The sequence below is a fragment of the Pseudomonas sp. 8(2025) genome, from assembly GCF_052665325.1.
Genome location: NZ_JBQOIE010000004.1, coordinates 1 through 21,059, shown reverse-complemented (window position 1 = coordinate 21,059; position 21,059 = coordinate 1). Strand labels below are relative to the sequence as shown.

Below are 21,059 nucleotides of genomic sequence, written 5' to 3'. Positions count from 1 at the left end.
AAGACGCCAAGGCCCGCTGCGATTCCCCAATCGCAGCGGGCCTTGGCGTTTCTCCCCGCCCTAGCGGATCTGGTGCTTGTGCAGCAAACGGTAGAAGGTCGGGCGCGAGATCCCCAGGACCCGCGCCGCCACGCTGAGGTTGTCGCTGTGCCGGTTCAACACGTCGCACAGTGCCTGGCGCTCGGCGCGGTGCTTGTAGTCTTCGAGGGTGCCCATGGGCAGGTCCTGGGCCTGCAGGCTGAGCAGGCCCAGGTCGCTGGCCTGGATCTGCCGCCCCTCGGCCAGCACCAGGCCGCGCCGCACCCGGTTGGCCAGTTCGCGGACATTGCCCGGCCAATCATGCTTGCCCATGGCCACCAGGGCATCCTCGCTGAAACTGCGGGGCCGGCGCCCGGTTTCCTGGCTATAGAAGTGGGCAAAATGGCTGGCCAGCATGCCCAGGTCGCCATGGCGCTCGCGCAACGGCGCGGTGATCACTTGCAGCACATTCAGGCGGTAGTAGAGGTCCTCACGGAAGCGCCCGCTGGTAATGGCCGCTTCCAGGTCGACGTGGGTGGCCGCCAGAACCCGAACATCCACCGGAATCGGCTGGCTGCCCCCTACCCGTTCGATGTGCTTTTCCTGCAGGAAGCGCAGCAGATTGGCCTGCAGCTCCAGCGGCAGGTCGCCGATCTCGTCAAGAAACAAGGTGCCGCCATGGGCCGCCTCGATGCGCCCGACCTTGCGTTGATGGGCGCCGGTAAAGGCGCCCTTCTCGTGCCCGAACAGTTCGGACTGGATCAGGTGTTCGGGAATCGCCCCGCAATTGATGGCGACAAAGGGCTTGTCGTGGCGCTGGGACTGACGATGCAGGGTACGCGCCACCAGCTCCTTGCCGGTGCCGCTTTCGCCTCGGATCAGCACGGGCGACTCGGTGGGCGCCAGCTTGCCCAGCAGCTTGCGCAAGTCGCGGATCGGCCGGCTATCGCCCAGCAACTCATGCTCGGGCTGGTCCACATGGATCGAGCCCTGGCCCCGCAGGCGCGCCATGCCGAACGCCCGGCCGAGGGTCACCTGGACCCGCGACACGTCGAACGGCAGGGTGTGGAAGTCGAAAAACCACTCGCAGACGAAATCCCCGACCTTCTGCAGGCGCAGCACTTCCTGGCTCAATACTGCGATCCACTCGGTGCCGCTGCGGCTGATCAGGTCCTTGACCGCCTCCGGGCGCTCCAGGTGAAAAGGCTGCAGGCGCAGCAGGCCGACATCGCAGGAGCGTTCGCGAGCGGACTCCAGGTCACAGCTGTCGACATCCCAGCCAATGGTGCGCAAACCGGGTAACAGGCGATGGCAATCGTCACAGGGATCGACCACCAGCAAACGGCGCTGCACAGGGGCTTCGAGCATGACTGTTCCTTGGCGCCAGGGTATGGAAAAGTTATTAGAAACAGTGATTTGGAAAACCTGGCTGTAACATTAGCAAGAACTTGACGGTGGAATGTATCAATTGCTTATAGCGCTGATTACCAAAGGAACTAACGTGGGACTCCAAGCTGTTCACGAGCGACTGATTGTCGCAGTTGTTTTATCCAGCCCCCGCAACTAAGGGCCCGGCCACAAGGCCTATGCACGAAAGTTGTAAAAACTTGTTTTTCAGTGTGACCCGAGTGCTACCTCGGTGCATCAGTACAAATGACCAGCCGAACGGTAAGCCCAACCGACGGCACATCATTTGATTGGGCACACAGAGAGAAGACCCCATGAACGCCCCGCTCCGTATCAACGAAGCACTTTTGATCGCCGACCGCGCATTCCAGCCTTTTCAATGCGTGGCCTGGGCTCCACAGGACGGTAATGGCGAGCTCAGCCTGACCGTCATCGACCGCACCAGCACCCGTATTGGCCACACCCAGATTCCCAGCAGTGCCTACTCCGATCCAGCCCAGCTGGAAGACCTGCTCAAACAGGCCCGCGCCGAACTGAGCCAGGACGGTTATACCTTGCAGTCCTGGGCCATGCCCAAGTAAGCGATGCTGTTAACGGATCACCCGAAGGGGTGATCCGTTATTTAAAGCAAACAACTAAGCACCCTATCTATCCTGCCCTCCTCTACAACTTCTACCTTCCGGGTATTAGTTGCTCTTGTCGTTATCCAGCCCGGCTTCCGGTTTCACTTCGAAAGCGCCCCCGTTTTTGCCAAGGTCTTCATGCCCGGCCCATCAAGGGGTCGCTGATGCTGTGTGCTCCGGTTTCCAGGCGCCCGGCGATCCGGCGCAGCCAGCCGCCGTCGCTGCGCAGCGTCAGGTCGTACCAGCCGCCACTACCCTCGCAGGCAAACACCTGGCGCACCTCGCCCCGGGCCGGTACCGCCAAGGTCCATGGGCCCTGCTGGGTGTAGGGGCAGCGATCGATACTGATGACCACCCCGTGTTCCCCCGGATTGCTCAGGGTCAGTTGCAACTGGCTGTTGCTGGTGGTCACCAGCAGTTCGGGCTGCAGGGTTTTCAGGTCGCCGTGGAAACTGCGGTGAAACCCGTTGGGGCCCAGGACCCAGAGCTGATAGCGCTCCACCACCGGCCAGCTGTCCTGCAGGGCCTTGCCGGCTTCCACGGTATAGCGGCGGGGAATCTCGCTCAGGTGCAGGCCATCGTAGACATGCAATACCGCCCCTTGCTCCCCAGTGTTCTGCAGGCTCAGCGACAAGGTGCGAGCCTTGGGATCGGCCTGGCTGTCCACATGCAGCCGATAGGGCAAGGCCCGGGAAGGCCGGGCCAGGCGCTGCTGCTGCGGCGCCAGTTGCTGGCCGGCCGAGGGCAGCGGTACCGGCAGCAGTTTTTCCTGGCGCTGGCGCAGGCTGTCGGCGGCCTGGCGGGTAGTGGTCTGCAGCGCGGGAAGGGTTTCATGGTTGGGGTCGGCAAAGTTGAACGCCGAGGTCAGGTCGCCGCAGACTGCCCGCCGCCAGGCGCTGATGTTCGGCTCTCGCACGCCAAAGCGTTTCTCGAGAAATTGCAGCACCGAGGTATGGTCGAACACTTGCGAGTTGACCCAGCCACCACGGCTCCAGGGCGACAGCACCAGCATTGGCACCCGCGGCCCCGGCCCGTATACGCCGCCATCGGGCAAGGGTTGCTGGGTCGAGCCGGCCGGGGCCGGGTGGGTGAACAGTTCGTTGTCGAAACCCAGGGTGGACTTGCCGGCAAAGCTGCCGTCCTTGCGCCGCGAAGGCGCCGAGGGCGACGGCATATGGTCGAAGAAGCCGTCGTTTTCATCGTAGGTCACCAGCAGTACCGTCTTGCTCCAGACCTCGGGGTTGCTGGTCAAGGCCAGGAGAATTTCCTGGGTGAACCAGCCGCCCTGCACCGGGCTCGAAGGCCCGGGATGCTCGGAATAGGCTGCTGGCGCGACAATCCAGCTGACCTGGGGCAGCTTGCCGGCCTGCACGTCGTTGCGAAACCCGCCAATGATGGTCTCCAGGTTGCTGCCGCTGCTGGCCGGCAGGGTATTGCCATTGCCCTTGTACAGCGGCGCCACGGCGTTGAGCCCGTCGCTGTAGGGCACGAAGGCATTGAAATCCTTCGGCGGCTGGGCCGGGTTGCCGACCTGCACGCTGGCGGCCCGGTACTGCCGGAACCCCGCCAGCGGGTTGTCGCCGAAGTTGTCCGGCAGGTGCTGGTACACCTTCCAGCTCACGCCCTGCTCTTCCAGGCGCTCGGGGTAGGTCTTCCAGCTGTAGCCGACATTCACCGGCCCCGGGCCGTCCCATTCGTTGACCACCGCCGCCACCTTGGCTGCGCTCGCGCCATTGCTGCCAGTCCAGAGGAACAGCCGGTTGGGGTTGGTGCCGGCGTGCACCGAGCAGTGGTAGGCGTCACACAGGGTGAAGGTGTTGGCCAGGGCGAACTGGAAAGGCAGTTCCTGCTCGCGGTAGTAGCCCATGGAGGTATTGGTCTTGTAGGTCGGCCAGGCGCTGATACGCCCCTCGCCCCAGGCCGAGTGGGCGTCCGCCCAGGAATGCGGGGTGCCGCTGACGCGCTGGGCGTTGCCCTTGCTGCTGTCCAGGTGATAAGGCATCACCAGCCGGCCCTTGCCCTGTTGCTCCCACACTTCCCGTTGACCGGTCTGGGGGATGGTGAAGCGGTCACTGAAACCGCGTACCCCGGGAAAGGTGCCGAAGTAGTGGTCGAACGAACGGTTTTCCTGCATCAGGATCACCACGTGCTCGACGTCTTTGATGGTCCCGGTCCGATTGTTCGCCGGTATCGCCAGGGCCTGGCGGATGGATGCCGGCAATGAGGAAAAGAAAGTACCGATGGCGGCCGCTTGCAAGAGCTTCCTGCGTGTAAGACTGGGCATGGGTTATTGAGTCCTTATGGTTGCAGCGCGATATATAACGCTGCCCCCAAGGTATTGGTCGCAAATAACAATGCAGTGACATTGCCATTGCAGTTGGTTCATGAAACGTACAACTACCCGCCACTGCCCTACCTTGCCAGTTCGGCAATAACTCATTGCCAGGTAACGCAGGAAGAATATTTCATGAATAAAACACCCGAGTTCAAGAAACGCCCGGTACATTTCGCCGGCGCCTTAACTTTGCGCTGGCGAAATGCACTATTGAATGGGCCAGAAAACAGGCTTCGCACACTCCCTGGGCTGTATCCGTTTTACCGGAGAAAGCACAATGCTATTGAAGGCTATCGGCTACTTCATTGCGCTGGACCCGCAGCGGGTTGAATAGCAGGCGAATGAACTGCGGATCTTGGGCCAGTTTGTAATCTTCACCGACAAAGTATTCTTTGGCGGCCGGGTCATTCTTGCCGATATATAAGATCCAGGCCGTGGTAATACCGGCAAACTCATCTTCCCTGACGCTTCTGACCGGGCTGAAATGGGTGGCGTTATGGGCGGTTGCGCTCCAGCCCGGCACGGCTTTGATCAGCCCGCCCTGCCACAGCCTTGGCCAGGCCCAGGCCGGGACCACTACGTCCGCTGCGCCGGTGAGCACCAGGGTCGGTGTCTTTACCGTGGAGCCAAGGCCGATCGGCCCGGGTTCGATCGGCAGCGAGCCGATATAGCGCAACTGCGGGTCGATGCCCTTCAAGGTCTCTGGCAAGAGGCTTGCCGATAGAATCGATGCGCCTCCTCCCGCCGAATGCCCCGCCACAATGGTGCGCGACAGGTCGACCTTGCCGAACAGTGGCGAGGTCGGGTCCTGGTTGAGCTTGCTCAGTTCCAGGGCGCCGAGCACATGCATGGTGGGGGCGGTGTTGATGAAGTCCGAGGAGATGATCACGATGAAGCCGTAGCTCGCCCACAGCCGCAGCAGATCTGTGTACTGCCCCTGGTTGGAAAGAATACCGCCGACGAAGTTGACCACTGGCAACTTGTCCAATTGCTTGATATTGGACGGGTAATAGACACTGGTGGAGATCGGATTGGAGAATCCGTAAGGAAAGGACTGATTGCATTGCAGGCTGTTATCCAACAGCATGATCCGCGCCAATACCCCCAACAACCCACGGCAATCACTTAGAACAGCATTGGTGCTGACTGCATAGGGCCCCGGAGACTTGGCATATTGATCATTGGCCAGCCCAAATGCCGGAACCAGTTGCGAAGCAATAGCCAACTTGCCCCAAATAACCAACATCATGGCCAGGCCGAACTTTGTAGCCAGGTTGCGAATCCACTTCATCGATAATTCCTTTATCTGTCTGCTTTCCCTGCAGGACCGAATACCTGTACCTGGCCATGCTCCCTATATTGCAAATATCTTCAAACTTGCAGTGCACGTCACTCAACTGCAATAGAGCTGAAACATTCTCTGCTTAGTTGCATTGAATGCGTTCGCGACCCTAGATCAGGACAAATTCGCAGGTCAATGACTATTTAACATCCGGGCCGTGATAAACCCGGGCTGCAACGCCCGGGGCCTCTCCTCGGGCATCACAGCTGGCACCCCGTGGATGGGCGGGCTAGACCAGCCCGCCAAAACGCCGGTAGTAGCTTTCGCCGACATCCGGCAACGGGCCATCGGCGTTCTCCAGGGCAGTGGCCAGCCATTCTTCGGCCCGGGCCTGGATCAGGCGATAGATGTTGCGACACAACTGGCGCGCCGCGCGGCCTTCCCAATCCCCGGGCAGCAGTTCGTCGGGCAGTTGCGGATCGCGCAGCAGCAGCTTGCGGTACTCATGAATCAGCAGCAGCCGGGCTAGGAAGCAATCCTGGGGCTGCAACTGCTCCTGCTCGCGCAGGGCCTGCCAGAGCGGGCGGAACAGCTGGATGAACTCGCTGTAGTGGGCTGCCAGTTCATCGATGTTCCAGCTTTCCCGCACTTGCAGGCGCAGGGCCCTGGAACCCAGGACATCCTGGGGCGTGGTCTCGAAGACGATGGTGTCTTCCTGGGCACCAAGCTCCGCCAGGGTGGCGTTGATATCGGCCCGATCACTGCGCGGGCAGGCCAGCAGTACCGGCGACATGGCGCCGAACCCCTGCCATTCCAGCTCTTCGCGCACCTGCTTGCGCAACTCGACAGACAGTTGCGAGAGCATCACCAGGCACCAGGCGCCGTCCCAGGCCGGCACTCCGGCGCTGTACACGCGCTTGAAGGCTTTGTCGAAGCGCCGGCGCCCGGTCAGGGTCAGGCTGTAGTAACTGCGCCGGCCGACCTTTTCAGCGCTCAGCCAGCCCTCTTTGCTCAGGCGGAAGATCGAGGTGCGGATCAAGCGCTCGTTGATCCCCATGGGCTCCAGCAACTGAATCAGGCTGCCCAGCCACACCGTGCCGCCGTGGGGCTCGATGGCATCGCCGTACAGGGTGATGATCAGCGAACTGGCGCGGATCGGAGTCTGCTCCTGGAAACGTTTGATCAGGTGGTTCAGTGGCGCTAGGGACGACATGGATGTACCGGTAAAAAAGGAAGGAATATAGCGGGTTTCAGGCAGCTATAGCGCCCGGGCAGGTTCATGGGCGAGCCTTGGGGCGCAGCGCACTGTTGCCGATTCGCGGGCGTCCGGGCTCTGCCTCCCGCAGCGGCTCGCAAGGCCGCATCTGCTCCAGGCAACGCCTGGCCAGCTGTTGGTATTCGCGGGTCCCCGCCTGCTTCCAGGCCAGCTCCGCATCACTGAGCGGGCGGCTGACCCGGGCCGGCGTGCCCATGATCAGCGACTGTGGCGCACACTCGAAGCCGGCCTTGACGAAGGCTGCCGCGGAAACGATGCAACGGGGCGCGATATGCGCGTTGTCCATCACCACCGCATTCATGCCCACCAGGGCGTCGGCGCCAATTCGACAGCCATGCAGGACAGCGCCATGACCTATATGACCGTTGCGCTCGACCACCGTATCGCTGTCGGGAAAACCATGCATCACACACGTATCCTGCAGGTTTGCCCCCTCCTCCAGAACGATCCGCCCAAAATCGCCCCGCAAGCTGGCCAACGGGCCGACGTAACAATGGGCGCCGACAATCACATCACCAATCAGCACCGCTGAAGGGTGCACATAAGCGCTGGGGTCGACCACCGGGGTCAATCCATCGAGGCTGTAACAGGTCATGGAGAGGTTCCTTGAAGAACACGTCATCTGAAAGCAGGAAATACGATGAACTGCGGATGGCAGTTTGTATCAGATTATTGGCCACGCACAAGACCGGCGCCGCCGCAATCAACCAGCCTGGCTGCTCCACAAAGACTTGTCAGTCCCGTATTTATCAACGCCTTAGGCAGCCTGGAGGCTTTTGTCGTGAGCCTGGGGCTACAAAAAAAGCTGGACCGACACTCAAAATCAAGACACATTAAATTCAAGTCACTATTGTTTTTATGTATCGCATTGGCGATATACTCGACGAAAACCGGCCAACCAGCCGACCCGACAATCGAGCCGACCACCGGCCACCCCGAGGACATTCACCATGCCTCAACGCCTTGCCTCCACGCCTGTCGGTGGTGTTCGCCTGATCGCCCAGCACAGAGCGCCCCGCCCATGAACTTCACCACCATCCTGTTCTCCATCAGCGAGGGCGTGGCCCTTCTCAGCCTCAACCGCCCCGAACAGCTCAACAGCTTCAACCCGACGATGCACCGCGAGGTTCAGGCAGCCCTGGACCTGGTGCGCAATGACCCGCAGGTGCGGGTCCTGCTGCTGACCGGGGAAGGCCGGGGCTTCTGTGCCGGGCAGGACCTGGGCGAGCGCACCGTGGCACCCGGCGGCGCCGCGCCGGACCTGGGGGCCTCCATCGAAACCTTCTACAACCCCCTGGTGCGGGCCCTGCGGGACCTGCCGCTGCCGGTGATCTGCGCGGTCAACGGGGTGGCCGCCGGGGCCGGGGCCAACCTGCCCCTGGCCTGCGATCTGGTACTGGCCGCACGCTCGGCAAGCTTTATCCAGGCCTTCTGCAAGCTCGGGCTGGTTCCCGATTCCGGCGGTACCTGGCTGCTGCCGCGCCTGGTGGGCATGGCCCGGGCCAAGGCCCTGGCCCTGCTCGGCAACCGCCTGAGTGCCGAACAGGCCGAGCAGTGGGGCCTGATCTACCAGTGCGTGGATGATGCCCAACTGCGGGACCAGGCCCTGAGCCTGGCCCGGCACCTGGCCACCCAACCCACCTACGGCCTGGGCCTGATCAAGCGCAGCCTCAATGCCAGCCTGCACAACAGCTTCGATGAGCAACTGGACCTGGAGCGCGACCTGCAACGCCTGGCCGGTTGCAGCGAGGACTACCGCGAAGGCGTCAGCGCCTTCATGGATAAACGCAGCCCCGTGTTCAAGGGCTGCTGACCACGGCGACTCCAAGGAGGCCCCTGCATGACTGAACATGACGCCATGGAACTGGCCCGGCGCTGCGCCCGGACCCTGTTCGAACGTGACCCGGCAAGCAACGCCCTGGGCATGCGCCTGTTGTCGGTGGCGCCCGGTGCGGCGCGCCTGAGCATGAGCGTGCGGGCCGACATGCTGCAGGGCCACGGCACCTGCCACGGCGGCCTGATCTTCACCCTCGCCGACTCGGCCTTCGCCATTGCCTGCAACAGCCATGACCGGGCCACGGTGGCTCTGGGTTGCAGCATCGAGTACATCGCCCCGGCGCAGTTGGGCGACACCCTGACCGCCGACTGCCATGAACAGAACCGCGGCGGCCGCACCGGCCACTACGCGGTGCGCGTGGAAAACCAGCAGGGCCGGCTCATCGCCCTGCTCCAAGGCAAATCCTACCAAGTGCACGGCCCGGTGCTGACACAGGAGACCTCCCATGAATGACCCACTGCCCATCGATGCCGTCCGTATCCTCATTGGCAGCGCCGGGGCCGCTACGCGCTGTGCACCATGTGCATCGGTGTCGACCCGGGCATCGCGCTGATCAGCGAGCGGCTGCAAGCACAGTAAAAAGACTCCCCCGGGGCTCGCCTGCGCCCCGGGGCATGCACTCAGAGCCCGCCCGCCGGCGGGCTACAAGACAACAACAATTCGAGTGACACCATGAACATGCCGATTGCCGGAACCGTGCCCGACGCGCTGCTGGACCCGATGGAAACCGCCAGCATCGACCACCTGCGCCAGCACCAGCTGGAACGCCTGCGCTGGAGCCTGAACCACGCCTACGACAGGGTCCCGCTGTACCGCCAGCGCTTCGACCAGCTCGGGGTGCACCCCCAGGACATCAAGCGCCTGGAAGACCTGGCGCACCTGCCCTTCACGACCAAGGCCGATCTGCGCGACCACTACCCCTATGGCATGTTCGCCGTGCCCATGGACCAGGTGGTACGCCTGCACGCCTCCAGCGGCACCACCGGCAAGCCCACGGTGGTCGGCTACACCCGCAACGACATCGACACCTGGGCGCAGGTGGTGGCGCGCTCGATCCGCGCCGCCGGCGGCCGGCCCGGGGACAAGGTGCATATTTCCTACGGCTACGGCCTGTTCACCGGCGGCCTGGGGGCGCACTACGGCGCCGAACGCCTGGGCTGCACGGTGATTCCCATGTCCGGCGGCCAGACCGAGAAGCAGGTGCAACTGATCAAGGATTTCCAGCCGGACATCATCATGGTCACCCCCTCCTACATGCTCAACATCGCCGACGAGATCGAGCGCCAGGGCCTGGACCCGCACCAGCTGGCGCTGCGCCTGGGAATCTTCGGTGCCGAACCCTGGACCGACGAACTGCGCAGTGCCATCGAACAGCGCCTGGGCATCACTGCCCTGGACATCTACGGGCTGTCGGAAATCATCGGCCCCGGGGTGGCCATGGAATGCGCGCAGACCCGCGACGGCCCTACCCTCTGGGAGGATCACTTCTACCCGGAAATCATCGACCCGATCACCGGCCAGGTACTGGCCGATGGCGAACTGGGCGAGCTGGTGCTCACCTCCCTGACCAAGGAAGCGCTGCCGATGATCCGCTATCGCACCCGCGACCTGACCCGGCTGTTGCCGGGCACGGCGCGGCCCATGCGGCGCATCGACAAGATCACCGGGCGCAGCGATGACATGCTGATCATCCGCGGGGTCAACGTGTTCCCCACCCAGGTCGAAGAGCAGGTGCTGAAGGTCGGGCAACTGGCCCCCTGCTACGAGATCCACCTGTACCGCCACGGCAACCTCGACAGCGTTGACATCCACGTCGAGCTCAAGCCTGAGCACCAGCAACTGGGGGACGAGCAGCAGCGGGCCCTCTGCGGCGATCTCAGCCGCCACATAAAGACCCATATCGGTATCAGCTCGCGTATCGTTTTGCAGCCGGCATTCAGCATCAAGCGCTCCGAAGGCAAGGCCTGCCGGGTAATCGACAAACGCAACCGCTAATCCATCCTTCCTGGAAGCCCCGCTGATGCGGGGCTTTTTTTTGCCTTGGCAAAGGCCCAGGAGGGCAATGCGATACCAAAATCAAACATGACACGTTATTTTATGTTTGATATTAATTTGCGTATCACATATAAACACTCCCATGCCCAGCCACACCTTCACACCGGGAGACGCCACATGTACGCACAGCTGGTAGAAACGGGGGTCAAGCGCGTCACGCCACTGGCCGAGATGTCCGAACAGGAACGCAGCTTCCAGCAAAGGATCGACGACGAGATCAAGATCGAAGCCAAGAACTGGATGCCCGAGGCCTACCGCCAGACCCTGATCCGGCAGATCTCACAGCACGCCCATTCGGAAATCGTCGGCATGCTGCCCGAAGGCAACTGGGTCACCCGCGCCCCGACCTTCAAGCGCAAGCTGCAACTGATGGCCAAGATCCAGGACGAAGCCGGCCACGGCCTGTACCTGTACAGCGCCATGGAAACCCTGGGGGCCGACCGCGACGAAGAAGTGGCCCGGCTGCACAGCGGCAAGGCCAAGTATTCGAGCATCTTCAACTACCCGACCCTGAACTGGGCCGACATGGGCGCCGTGGGCTGGCTGGTGGATGGCGCGGCCATCGTCAACCAGGTGGTGCTGCAACGCACCTCCTACGGCCCCTACTCCCGGGCCATGGTGCGCATCTGCAAGGAAGAGAGCTTCCACCAGCGCCAGGGCTACGAAGTCCTCCTGACCATGATGCGCGAGGGCAACCAGGCACAGCGGGACATGGTCCAGGACGCCATCAACCGTCTCTGGTGGCCGGCCCTGATGATGTTCGGCCCCAGCGACGAACACTCCCCCAACAGTGCCCAGTCCATGGCCTGGAAGATCAAGCGCCAGAGCAACGACGAACTGCGCCAGCGCTTCATCGACCAGACCATCCCGCAACTGGAGTTGCTGGGCTGCACCTGCCCCGACCCGGAGCTTGCGTGGAACGCCGAGCGCGGCCATTACGACTTTGGCGAAATCCAGTGGGAAGAATTCTACGAAGTGCTCAAGGGCAACGGCCCGTGCAACCAGGAACGCCTGGACACCCGCCGCCAGGCCATCGAGGACGGCGCCTGGGTGCGGGCTGCCGCCGTGGCCCACGCCGCCCGGAAGGCAGCTCGCGACGCCGCCTGAGAGCCCGTTCACCCCCGGCCACTGCCCCCAGGGGCAATGGCCCTCCAGCCCTGATGTGGAGTCACTGCAATGTCTGAATGGACCCTCTACGAGGTTTTCGTGCGCAGCAAGCACGGCCTCAACCACAAGCATGTCGGCAGCGTGCACGCCGCCGATGCCCCGATGGCCATGGCCAACGCCCGGGACCTCTACACCCGGCGCAGCGAAGGCGTGAGCCTGTGGGTGGTGCCGTCGGCGCAGATCGTCGCCTCCTCGCCGGACGAAAAGGAGCCGCTGTTCGACCCGGCGGACGACAAGGTCTACCGCCACGCCAGCTTCTACCAGTTGCCCCCCGAAGTCGGACACATGTGAGGCCGGCCATGAACCCTGCAAACGATCTGCTCAACCACCTGCTGCGCCTGGGCGACAGTGCCCTGGTCCAGGGCCAGCGCCTGTGCGAATGGTGCGGCCGGGCCCCGGCCCTGGAAGAAGAACTGGCACTGATGAACGTCGGTCTCGACCTGGTGGGCCAGGCCCGCAACTGGCTGGACTATGCCGCCGAACTGCTGGCGGACGGGCGGGATGCCGACCATCTGGCCTTTCGCCGCGACGAACGCGCCTACCGCAACCTGCTGCTGGTGGAACAACCCAATGGCGACTTCGCGGTGACCATGCTCAAGCAGTTCTTCTACGACGCCTGGCACCTGGAAACCCTTCGTGGCCTGTGTCTGTCCAGCGATCCACGCATCGCCGGGGTCGCCGCCAAGGCGTTCAAGGAAGTCACCTACCACCTGCGTCGCTCCAGCGAATGGGTCGAGCGCCTGGGGGATGGCACCGAAGAAAGCCACCGGCGCATGCTCCAGGCCCTGCCGCGGCTGTGGCGCTTTACCGGGGAACTGATCGCCACCGATCCTGCGGAGAACGCGTTGCACCAGGCCGGGCTGCTGGCAGACCCGGCTCAGGTCGCCACCGCCTGGCAGGACAGGGTCGCCGCGGTGTTCGCCCGGGCCACCCTGCCTGTGCCCGAAGCGCCCAGCCACTTCTACCTGGATGCGCGCAAAGGCCTGCATACCGAACACCTGGGCCTGCTGCTGGCCCAGATGCAATCACTGCCGCGAGCCTATCCCGATGCGGTCTGGTGAGCTGATCGGCAGCGACCTTGGGGCACGCGACCCGTTGCCCGGGGACCTAGACACCGCCTGGGCCACCCTCGACCGGGTCATGGACCCGGAAGTGCCAGTGGTCAGCGTGCTCGACCTGGGCATCGTGCGCCACCTCGACTGGCACCAGGGGCACCTGCAGGTGGCGGTCACCCCGACCTACTCCGGGTGCCCGGCCACCGAGGTGATCGAAAGCGACATCCGCCAGGCCCTGGAGCGCGCCGGCTTCAAGGCACCCAGGCTGCTGCGCCAGCTGACCCCGGCCTGGACCACCGACTGGATCACCGAGCGCGGGCGCCAGCGTCTGCAGGCCTACGGCATTGCACCGCCCTCGGGCAGCAGCAAGCGCAGCCTGCTGGGAGAAACGCCCCAGGTGCTCTGCCCGCAATGCGGCAGCGCCCACAGCGAGCGCCTCAGCGAGTTCGGCTCCACCGCCTGCAAGGCCCTGTATCGCTGCCGTGATTGCCTGGAACCCTTCGACTACTTCAAGTGCATTTGAGCGGCCCGGCGCCGCAGTGGAGAACCACCATGAGCCAGTTCCACCGCCTGACCATCAAGGACCTGCGCAATGAAACCCGCGACGCGGTGTCCATCGCCTTCGAGGTTCCCCCGCACCTGCAGCAGCAGTTCCACTTCACCCAGGGCCAGCACCTGGTGCTGCGCACCGAGCTTGAAGGCGAGGAAGTGCGCCGCTCCTATTCGATCTGCACCGGGGTCAACGACGGTGAACTGCGCATAGCGGTCAAGCGCGTGGCCGGCGGGCGTTTCTCGGCCTTCGCCAATGAACGATTGCAGCCCGGCCACAGCCTGGACGTGATGCCCCCGGCCGGGCGTTTCCATGTGGAGCTGGACCCGGCGCGGCGCGGCCATTACCTGGCGGTGGCGGCCGGCAGCGGCATCACGCCGATCCTGTCAATCATCAAGAGCACCCTGCAAACCGAGCCCCACAGCCGGGTCACCCTGCTCTACGGCAACCGCTCCAGCAACTCGGCGCTGTTTCGCGAACAGCTTGAGGACCTGAAGAACCGCTACCTGCAGCGGCTGAACCTGATGTTCGTGTTCAGCCGCGAACGGCAGGACATCGACCTGTACAACGGGCGCATCGACCAGGACAAGTGCCAGCAGCTGTTTTCCCGCTGGCTCGACGTCCAGCAACTGGAGGCCGCGTTCATCTGCGGCCCCCAGGCCATGACCGAAACCGTGCGCGACAGCCTCAAGGCTGCCGGCATGCCGGCCGAGCGCATCCACTTCGAGCTGTTCCACGCCGGCAGCGACGGGCACAAGCGCCAGGCCCGGGAAACCGCCCATGCCCTGGATGCCCGGCACAGCCGGGTCACCGTCATCAGCGACGGCCGCGCCCTGGCCTTCGACCTGCCGCGCAACAGCCAGAGCATTCTCGACGCCGGCAACGCCCAGGGCGCCGAACTGCCCTACTCGTGCAAGGCCGGAGTCTGCTCCACCTGCAAATGCAAGGTCATCGAAGGCGAAGTGGAAATGGACAGCAACCACGCCCTGGAAGACTACGAAGTCGCGGCCGGCTACGTCCTCTCCTGCCAATCGTTCCCGCTCAGCGACAAGGTGGTACTGGACTTCGACCAGCTCTGACTCCGGCGCTCCCCGCAGCCGCCCGTAGCCGCTGCCGAGCCCCAGCGAAGCTGCGAAAGGCCGCGCAGCGCCTTCACGTGCCAGCAACCACAAAAACAAGAGAACGCGCCATGACCCCACAACAGATCGCCCGCATCACCCGCCATCCGGACTTCATCCAACTGGTGCGGCGCAAGCAGCGCCTCTACTGGTCGCTGACCCTGATCATGCTCCTGGCCTACTACGGCTTCGTACTGCTGGTGGCTTTCCACCCCGGGCTGCTGGGGCGCTCGTTGGCCGGCGGAGCCACCAGCGTCGGCATGCCGGTGGGCGTGGCTATGATCGGCCTGGCCTTTGCCCTCACCGGCTTCTACGTCTACCGCAGCAACCGCCTGCTGGACCCGCTGAACGACAAGCTCAAGCGCGAGTGCCAGCCATGAAGCGCCTGCTCGCTCTATTCCTGCTGCCCTGCCTGCTGGCCACCGACCTGGCCCTGGCGGCCGACACGCCGGCGCGGCCATTGAACTGGAACGCCATCGGCATGTTCCTGGTGTTTGTCCTGATGACCCTCGGCATCACCCGCTGGGCCGCCCGGCGCACCCGCTCCGCCAGCGACTTCTATACCGCCGGTGGCGGCATGAGCGGCTTGCAGAATGGCCTGGCGATCGCCGGCGACATGATTTCCGCGGCGTCCTTCCTCGGCATCTCGGCAATGATGTTCCTCAATGGCTACGACGGTCTGTTGTACGCCCTGGGGGTGCTGGCCGGCTGGCCGATCATCCTGTTCTTGATCGCCGAACGCCTGCGCAACCTGGGCAAGTACACCTTCGCCGACGTGGTTTCCTATCGCCTGGCCCAGACGCCGGTGCGCCTGACCTCGGCCTTCGGTACCCTGAGCGTGGCGCTGATGTACCTGGTGGCGCAGATGGTCGGCGCCGGCAAGCTGATCGAGCTGCTGTTCGGCATCAGCTACCTCTATGCGGTGATGCTGGTGGGCCTGCTGATGGTCTGCTACGTGACCTTCGGCGGCATGCTGGCCACCACCTGGGTACAGATCATCAAGGCGCTGATGCTGCTCTCGGGCACCAGCTTCATGGCCTTCATGGTGCTCAAGCACTTCGGCTTCAGCAGCGAGGCGCTGTTCGCCCAGGCCAGCGCGGTGCACGCCAAGGGCAGCGCGATCATGGCCCCGGGTGGGTTGCTGTCGAACCCCATCGATGCCATTTCCCTGGGGCTGGGCATGATGTTCGGCACCGCCGGCCTGCCGCACATCCTCATGCGCTTCTTCACCGTCAGCGATGCCCGGGAAGCGCGCAAGAGCGTGTTCTACGCCACCGGTTTCATCGGCTACTTCTACCTGCTGCTGATCATTGTCGGCTTCGGCGCCATCGTCATGGTCGGTACCGAGCCCCAGTACCGCGATGCCGGCGGCGCGATCATCGGCGGCGCCAACATGGTTGCCGTGCACCTGGCCCAGGCGGTGGGCGGCAACCTGTTCCTGGGCTTCATCTCGGCCGTGGCCTTCGCCACCATCCTGGCGGTGGTGGCCGGGCTGGCGCTGTCCGGCGCCTCGGCGGTCTCCCACGACCTGTACGCCTGCGTGCTGCGCAAGGGCCAGGCCAGCACCCGGCAGGAAATGCGCGTCTCGCGGATCGCCACCCTGTGCATCGGGGTGCTGGCGGTGCTGCTGGGGCTGTTGTTCGAATCGCAGAACATTGCCTTTCTCTCGGGACTGGTGCTGGCCATCGCCGCTTCGGTGAATTTCCCGGTGCTGTTTCTTTCCATGTTCTGGAAAGGCCTCACCACTCGCGGCGCGGTGGGCGGCAGCCTGGCTGGCCTGGTCTCGGCGATTGTGCTGCTGATGCTCAGCCCGGCGGTCTGGGTCAATGTGCTGCATCACCCCCAGGCGCTGTTTCCCTATGCCAACCCGGCGCTGTTTTCCATGAGCCTGGCGTTCTTCTGTGCCTGGGCCTTCTCCGTCAGCGACCGCTCGCCCCGGGCCGAACTGGAGCGCGGGCGCTACCTGGCGCAGTTCATCCGTTCCATGACCGGCATTGGCGCATCCGGCGCCACTCATCACTGACCCCATCCATGAGCGCGGGCTGCCGCGCTCGAACCCGGTTCACCCTCTGGAGGAATCCCCATGCCACAGGCTCCTACCCTGCAAAGCTTCATCGCCGGCCGCTGGTTCGGCCAGCATCCGGCCCAGTCACTGCGCAGCGCCATCGATGGGCATGAAGTGGCGCACACCCACGAGGAGGCCCCGGACTTCGCCGAGGCCCTGGCCTTTGGTCGCCATCAGGGCGGCAAGGCCTTGCTGGCCCTGGATTTCCAGCAGCGGGCCCAGCGCCTCAAGGCCCTGGCGCTGTATCTGAGCGAGCGCAAGGAGCAGCTCTATGCCCTGTCCCATCACAGCGGCGCGACGCGGGCCGACAGCTGGATCGATATCGAGGGCGGCAACAGCACCCTGTTCAGCTACGCCGGCCTCGGCGGCCGGGAACTGCCGTCGGGCAACCTGTTGCACGAAGGCCCGGCGCAATCCCTGAGCAAGCTCGGCAGCTTTGCCGGCAGCCACATCCTGGTGCCCCGGGGTGGCGTGGCGGTGCACATCAATGCCTTCAACTTTCCGATCTGGGGCATGCTGGAAAAATTCGCCCCGTGCTTCCTCGCCGGCATGCCCTGCATCGTCAAGCCGGCCAGCGCCACCAGTTACCTGACCGAGGCCGCGGTGCGGCTGATGCATGAATCGGGGCTGCTGCCCGAAGGCAGCCTGCAATTGGTGATAGGCGCTACCGGCGACCTGCTGGACCGCCTGCAGGGCCAGGACCTGGTGACCTTCACCGGCTCCGCCAGCACCGCCGGACGACTGCGGGCCAACCCGAACCTGATCCGTCATTCGGTACCCTTCAATGCCGAGGCCGACTCGCTGAACTGCGCGATCCTGGCCCCGGACGTAAGCCCGGACGACGAGGAGTTCGAGCTGTTCATCAAGGAAGTGGCACGGGAAATGACGGTCAAGGCCGGGCAGAAGTGCACCGCCATCCGCCGCGCCATCATCCCCGCCAAACAACTGGATGCGGTGGCCACCAGGTTGCGCGAACGCCTGTCGAAGGTGGTGGTGGGCGACCCGGCGGTGGAAGGCGTGCGCATGGGCGCCCTGGCCTCCCATGAACAGCAGCGCGATGTGGCCGAGCGCCTGCAAAGCCTGCTGCACAGCAGCGACCTGCTGTTCGGTGCCCGGGACGGCTTCGAGCCCCGAGGCACAAACGTCAGCCAGGGCGCGTTCTTCGCCCCGACCCTGTTGCTGGCGCGCGACCCCATGGCCGAGGGCGGCGCCCACGACATCGAAGCCTTTGGCCCGGTCAGCACCCTGATGGCCTATGACGACCTGGACCAGGCACTGGAGCTGGCCTCTCGCGGCAAGGGCAGCCTGGTGGCCAGCCTGGTCACCAAGAGCCCGGCCATTGCCGCCCAGGTCATTCCCCGGGCGGCGGCCTGGCACGGTCGCTTGCTGGTGCTGGACCGCCACTGTGCTGGCGAATCCACCGGCCACGGCTCGCCCCTGCCACAGCTCAAGCATGGCGGCCCGGGCCGCGCCGGGGGTGGCGAAGAGCTGGGCGGCCTGCGGGCGGTCAAGCATTACCTGCAACGGGCGGCGATCCAGGGCTCGCCAAGCATGCTGGCGGCGGTAACCGGCGAGTACGTGCGCGGTGCCCAGGTGATCGAAACCGAGGTCCACCCCTTCCGCCGGCACTTCCAGGACCTGCGGATCGGCGAATCCCTGCTGACCCACCGGCGCACCGTGACCGAGGCCGACCTGGTGAACTTCGGTTGCCTGTCGGGGGACCATTTCTATATGCACTTCGACGAGATTGCCGCCAGGGAGTCGCAGTTCGGCAAGCGCATCGCCCATGGCTACTTCGTGCTCTCGGCGGCGGCCGGGCTGTTCGTTTCCCCGGGCCCCGGCCCGGTGCTGGCCAACTACGGCCTGGACACCCTGCGCTTCATCACCCCGGTGGGCATTGGCGACACCCTGCAGGCGCGCCTGACCTGCAAGCGCAAGATCGACCAGGGCAAGCTCAGCCCCCAGGGCACGCCGCAAGGAGTGGTGGCCTGGGATGTGGAAGTCAGCAACCAGCTGGGCGAGGTGGTGGCCAGCTACGACATCCTGACCCTGGTGGCCAAGCGTACTGAGTGAAACCGTTGAAGACCGCGCAAGACTCGAGGCCCTCTTCGCCGGCAAGCCGGCTCCTACAACAGTTTTGCGCCGCCAGCCCCCCGTAGGAGCTGGCTTGCCAGCGAAGGCGTGCTTGAGGACTACGCAAGGCTCGAGGCCCTCTTCGCCGGCAAGCCGGTTCCTACAACAGTTTTGCGCCGCCAGCCCCCCGTAGGAGCTGGCTTGCCAGCGAAGGCGTGCTTGAGGACTGCGCAAGGCTCAAGGCCCTCTTCGCCGGCAAGCCGGTTCCTACAACAGTTTTGCGCCGCCAGCCCCCCCGTAGGAGCTGGCTTGCCAGCGAAGGCGTGCTTGAGGACTGCGCAAGACTCGAGGCCCTCTTCGCCGGCAAGCCGGCTCCTACGGAAGGTCGTGCACTGGCGGCCGCTGGGGCGCTGGCGAAGTTTGTCGCAAAAGATTTCATCAATTCTTGATTCTCAATCCGCCATGGGGCAAGTTGCGCGCTTCTCACTACAAGGAGCCGCCAATGTCCGGTTCAATGGCCCAGGCGTTCGCCCACAATTTTCTCGGCCAATCACCCCGCTGGTACAAGGCAAGCATTGTCGCGTTCCTGTTGCTCAACCCTCTGCTGTTCTTCGCTGTCAGCCCGGCCGCCGCCGGCTGGTGCCTGGTGATCGAATTCATCTTCACCCTGGCCATGGCCCTCAAGTGCTACCCCTTGATGCCCGGCGGCCTGCTGCTGGTGCAGGCACTGGTGCTGGGCATGACCACGCCCCAGGCGCTGTATGACGAGCTGGTGCACAACTTCCCGGTGATCCTGCTGCTGATGTTCATGGTGGCCGGCATCTACTTCATGAAGGAGTTGCTGCTCTACCTGTTCTCCCGGCTGCTGCTGGGGGTGCGCTCCAAGGCGCTGCTGGGCCTGCTGTTCTGCTTTCTCTCGGCCTTCCTCTCGGCCTTTCTCGACGCCCTGACCGTCACCGCGGTGATCATCAGCGCCGCGGTAGGCTTCTATTCGGTGTATCACCGGGTGGCGTCCGGCAATGACCCGCGCCAGGACAGCGCCTTCGCCGACGACCAACAGTTGCCAGCCCTGCATCATGACGACCTGGAGCAGTTCCGCGCCTTCCTGCGCAGCCTGCTGATGCATGGCGCCGTGGGCACCGCCCTGGGCGGCGTGTGCACCCTGGTGGGGGAACCGCAGAACCTGCTGATCGGCCATGAAATGGGCTGGCACTTCGCCGATTTCTTCAGCAAGGTGGCACCGGTTTCGATGCCGGTCCTGGCGGCTGGCCTGGTGACCTGCGTACTGCTGGAGAAGCTGCGCTGGTTCGGCTACGGCACCCTGCTGCCGGACAACGTGCGCCAGGTGCTGGCCAACTACGCCGCCGAGGACGATGCCCAGCGCACCTCGCGCCAGCGCGCGGCCCTGCTGGTGCAGGGGCTGGCGGCACTGATCCTGATCGTCGCCCTGGCCCTGCATGTGGCCGAGGTCGGGCTGATCGGCCTGCTGGTGATCGTACTGATCACCGCCTTTACCGGGATCACCGACGAGCACCGCCTGGGCAACGCGTTCAAGGACGCCATGCCCTTCACCGCCCTGCTGGTGGTGTTCTTTGCCGTGGTGGCAGTGATTCACCAGCAACAGCTGTTCACCCCGCTGATCCAGTGGGTGCTGGCGCTGCCGGCGGACCAGCAGCCGGGCATGCTGTTCATTGCCAATGGCCTGCTCTCGGCCATCAGCGACAATGTGTTCGTAGCCACCATCTACATCACCGAAGTGAAACAGGCCTTCATCTCCGGGCAGATGAGCCGCGAGCACTTCGAAACCCTGGCGATCGCCATCAATACCGGTACCAACCTGCCGAGCGTGGCCACGCCCAACGGCCAGGCGGCCTTCCTGTTCCTGCTGACCTCGGCGATTGCGCCGCTGGTACGCCTGTCCTACGGACGGATGGTGTGGATGGCCCTGCCCTACACCGTGGTGATGGGGCTGCTGGGCTGGTACGCGGTGAGCTACTGGTTGTAACCGCCGCTTGGGGCGCCCCGGGACTGCAGGTGGGGCGCAATGGGTGCAGGACTGGGGGCCGTGGGCCCGCGCGCAGGCCGGGCCCCGCCCACAACCCGTGTTGCTAAATCGCCCCATGGGGTCGGCGGCGCCCGCGTACCCGGGTGTGCCCGGGGAAACAAAACCCGGGGGCTTTGACCGTTTGTCCCCCGGG

The 21,059-nt window shown here is 64.3% G+C and carries 18 protein-coding genes; 13 read left to right on the top strand and 5 right to left on the bottom strand.

The features are described from left to right. Positions 1-60 precede the first annotated feature (60 nt). Entirely contained in the window at positions 61-1,386 is a 1,326-nt protein-coding gene (locus ACUXVH_RS09815) for a sigma-54 dependent transcriptional regulator (RefSeq protein WP_053151755.1), read from the bottom strand. A 353-nt stretch (positions 1,387-1,739) separates the two neighbouring features. On the opposite strand from ACUXVH_RS09815, the gene ACUXVH_RS09810 reads away from it, so the two are divergent. Continuing rightward, entirely contained in the window at positions 1,740-2,006 is a 267-nt protein-coding gene (locus ACUXVH_RS09810; protein WP_015635695.1) for a hypothetical protein, read from the top strand. Positions 2,007-2,184: 178 nt separating this feature from the next. Here the strand turns inward: ACUXVH_RS09810 and ACUXVH_RS09805 are convergent, their stop codons facing one another. From ACUXVH_RS09805 to paaY, 4 genes are all read right to left on the bottom strand, one after another. After that, positions 2,185-4,332 (bottom strand): phosphocholine-specific phospholipase C, encoded by a 2,148-nt coding sequence (locus ACUXVH_RS09805; protein WP_262214351.1) that lies wholly within the window; start codon positions 4,330-4,332, stop codon positions 2,185-2,187. A 331-nt stretch (positions 4,333-4,663) separates the two neighbouring features. Next, a complete protein-coding gene (locus ACUXVH_RS09800; RefSeq protein WP_445494663.1) occupies positions 4,664-5,674 on the bottom strand; it encodes a poly(ethylene terephthalate) hydrolase family protein in 1,011 nt (336 codons plus the stop codon). Positions 5,675-5,954: 280 nt separating this feature from the next. After that, a complete protein-coding gene (gene paaX, locus ACUXVH_RS09795) occupies positions 5,955-6,878 on the bottom strand; it encodes a phenylacetic acid degradation operon negative regulatory protein PaaX (RefSeq protein WP_011061415.1) in 924 nt (307 codons plus the stop codon). Between the two features lie 64 nt (positions 6,879-6,942). Further along, complete coding sequence (gene paaY / locus ACUXVH_RS09790; protein WP_011061416.1) at positions 6,943-7,536, bottom strand: phenylacetic acid degradation protein PaaY; 594 nt, start codon at positions 7,534-7,536, stop codon at positions 6,943-6,945. 426 nt (positions 7,537-7,962) lie between these two features. Between paaY and paaG the strand changes: the two genes are divergently transcribed. From paaG to nhaB, 12 genes are all read left to right on the top strand, one after another. Next, positions 7,963-8,754, top strand: a complete 792-nt coding sequence (paaG, locus tag ACUXVH_RS09785; protein WP_123473423.1) for a 2-(1,2-epoxy-1,2-dihydrophenyl)acetyl-CoA isomerase PaaG — start codon at positions 7,963-7,965, stop codon at positions 8,752-8,754. A gap of 27 nt (positions 8,755-8,781) precedes the next feature. Further along, positions 8,782-9,231: a hydroxyphenylacetyl-CoA thioesterase PaaI gene (gene paaI, locus ACUXVH_RS09780; RefSeq protein WP_445494660.1), complete on the top strand. Its 450-nt coding sequence runs from the start codon at positions 8,782-8,784 to the stop codon at positions 9,229-9,231. Positions 9,232-9,450: 219 nt separating this feature from the next. After that, positions 9,451-10,773: a phenylacetate--CoA ligase PaaK gene (paaK, locus tag ACUXVH_RS09775; protein WP_011061419.1), complete on the top strand. Its 1,323-nt coding sequence runs from the start codon at positions 9,451-9,453 to the stop codon at positions 10,771-10,773. 177 nt (positions 10,774-10,950) lie between these two features. Next, entirely contained in the window at positions 10,951-11,940 is a 990-nt protein-coding gene (gene paaA / locus ACUXVH_RS09770; RefSeq protein ID WP_445494658.1) for a 1,2-phenylacetyl-CoA epoxidase subunit PaaA, read from the top strand. Between the two features lie 69 nt (positions 11,941-12,009). Next, on the top strand, positions 12,010-12,291 hold the full coding sequence (gene paaB / locus ACUXVH_RS09765; RefSeq protein ID WP_011061421.1) for a 1,2-phenylacetyl-CoA epoxidase subunit PaaB: 282 nt from the start codon (positions 12,010-12,012) through the stop codon (positions 12,289-12,291). 8 nt (positions 12,292-12,299) lie between these two features. Beyond that, positions 12,300-13,061 carry a 1,2-phenylacetyl-CoA epoxidase subunit PaaC gene (gene paaC, locus ACUXVH_RS09760; protein WP_011061422.1) on the top strand — a complete coding sequence of 254 codons (762 nt, stop codon included), beginning with the start codon at positions 12,300-12,302 and terminating at the stop codon, positions 13,059-13,061. Then, positions 13,048-13,578 (top strand): 1,2-phenylacetyl-CoA epoxidase subunit PaaD, encoded by a 531-nt coding sequence (paaD, locus tag ACUXVH_RS09755; RefSeq protein ID WP_011061423.1) that lies wholly within the window; start codon positions 13,048-13,050, stop codon positions 13,576-13,578. The genes paaC and paaD overlap by 14 nt, the downstream gene beginning before the upstream one ends. 29 nt (positions 13,579-13,607) lie before the next feature. Then, the gene (paaE, locus tag ACUXVH_RS09750) at positions 13,608-14,684 is read left to right on the top strand and encodes a 1,2-phenylacetyl-CoA epoxidase subunit PaaE (protein WP_053158666.1); all 1,077 of its coding nucleotides are present in this window, start codon (positions 13,608-13,610) and stop codon (positions 14,682-14,684) included. Between the two features lie 110 nt (positions 14,685-14,794). After that, positions 14,795-15,103, top strand: a complete 309-nt coding sequence (locus tag ACUXVH_RS09745) for a DUF485 domain-containing protein (protein WP_011061425.1) — start codon at positions 14,795-14,797, stop codon at positions 15,101-15,103. Further along, positions 15,100-16,746: a cation acetate symporter gene (locus tag ACUXVH_RS09740; protein WP_072441761.1), complete on the top strand. Its 1,647-nt coding sequence runs from the start codon at positions 15,100-15,102 to the stop codon at positions 16,744-16,746. The genes ACUXVH_RS09745 and ACUXVH_RS09740 overlap by 4 nt, the downstream gene beginning before the upstream one ends. A gap of 60 nt (positions 16,747-16,806) precedes the next feature. Then, positions 16,807-18,861 (top strand): phenylacetic acid degradation bifunctional protein PaaZ, encoded by a 2,055-nt coding sequence (paaZ, locus tag ACUXVH_RS09735; RefSeq protein ID WP_445494653.1) that lies wholly within the window; start codon positions 16,807-16,809, stop codon positions 18,859-18,861. Between the two features lie 502 nt (positions 18,862-19,363). Continuing rightward, complete coding sequence (gene nhaB, locus ACUXVH_RS09730) at positions 19,364-20,866, top strand: sodium/proton antiporter NhaB (RefSeq protein ID WP_019093618.1); 1,503 nt, start codon at positions 19,364-19,366, stop codon at positions 20,864-20,866. Positions 20,867-21,059 lie beyond the last annotated feature (193 nt).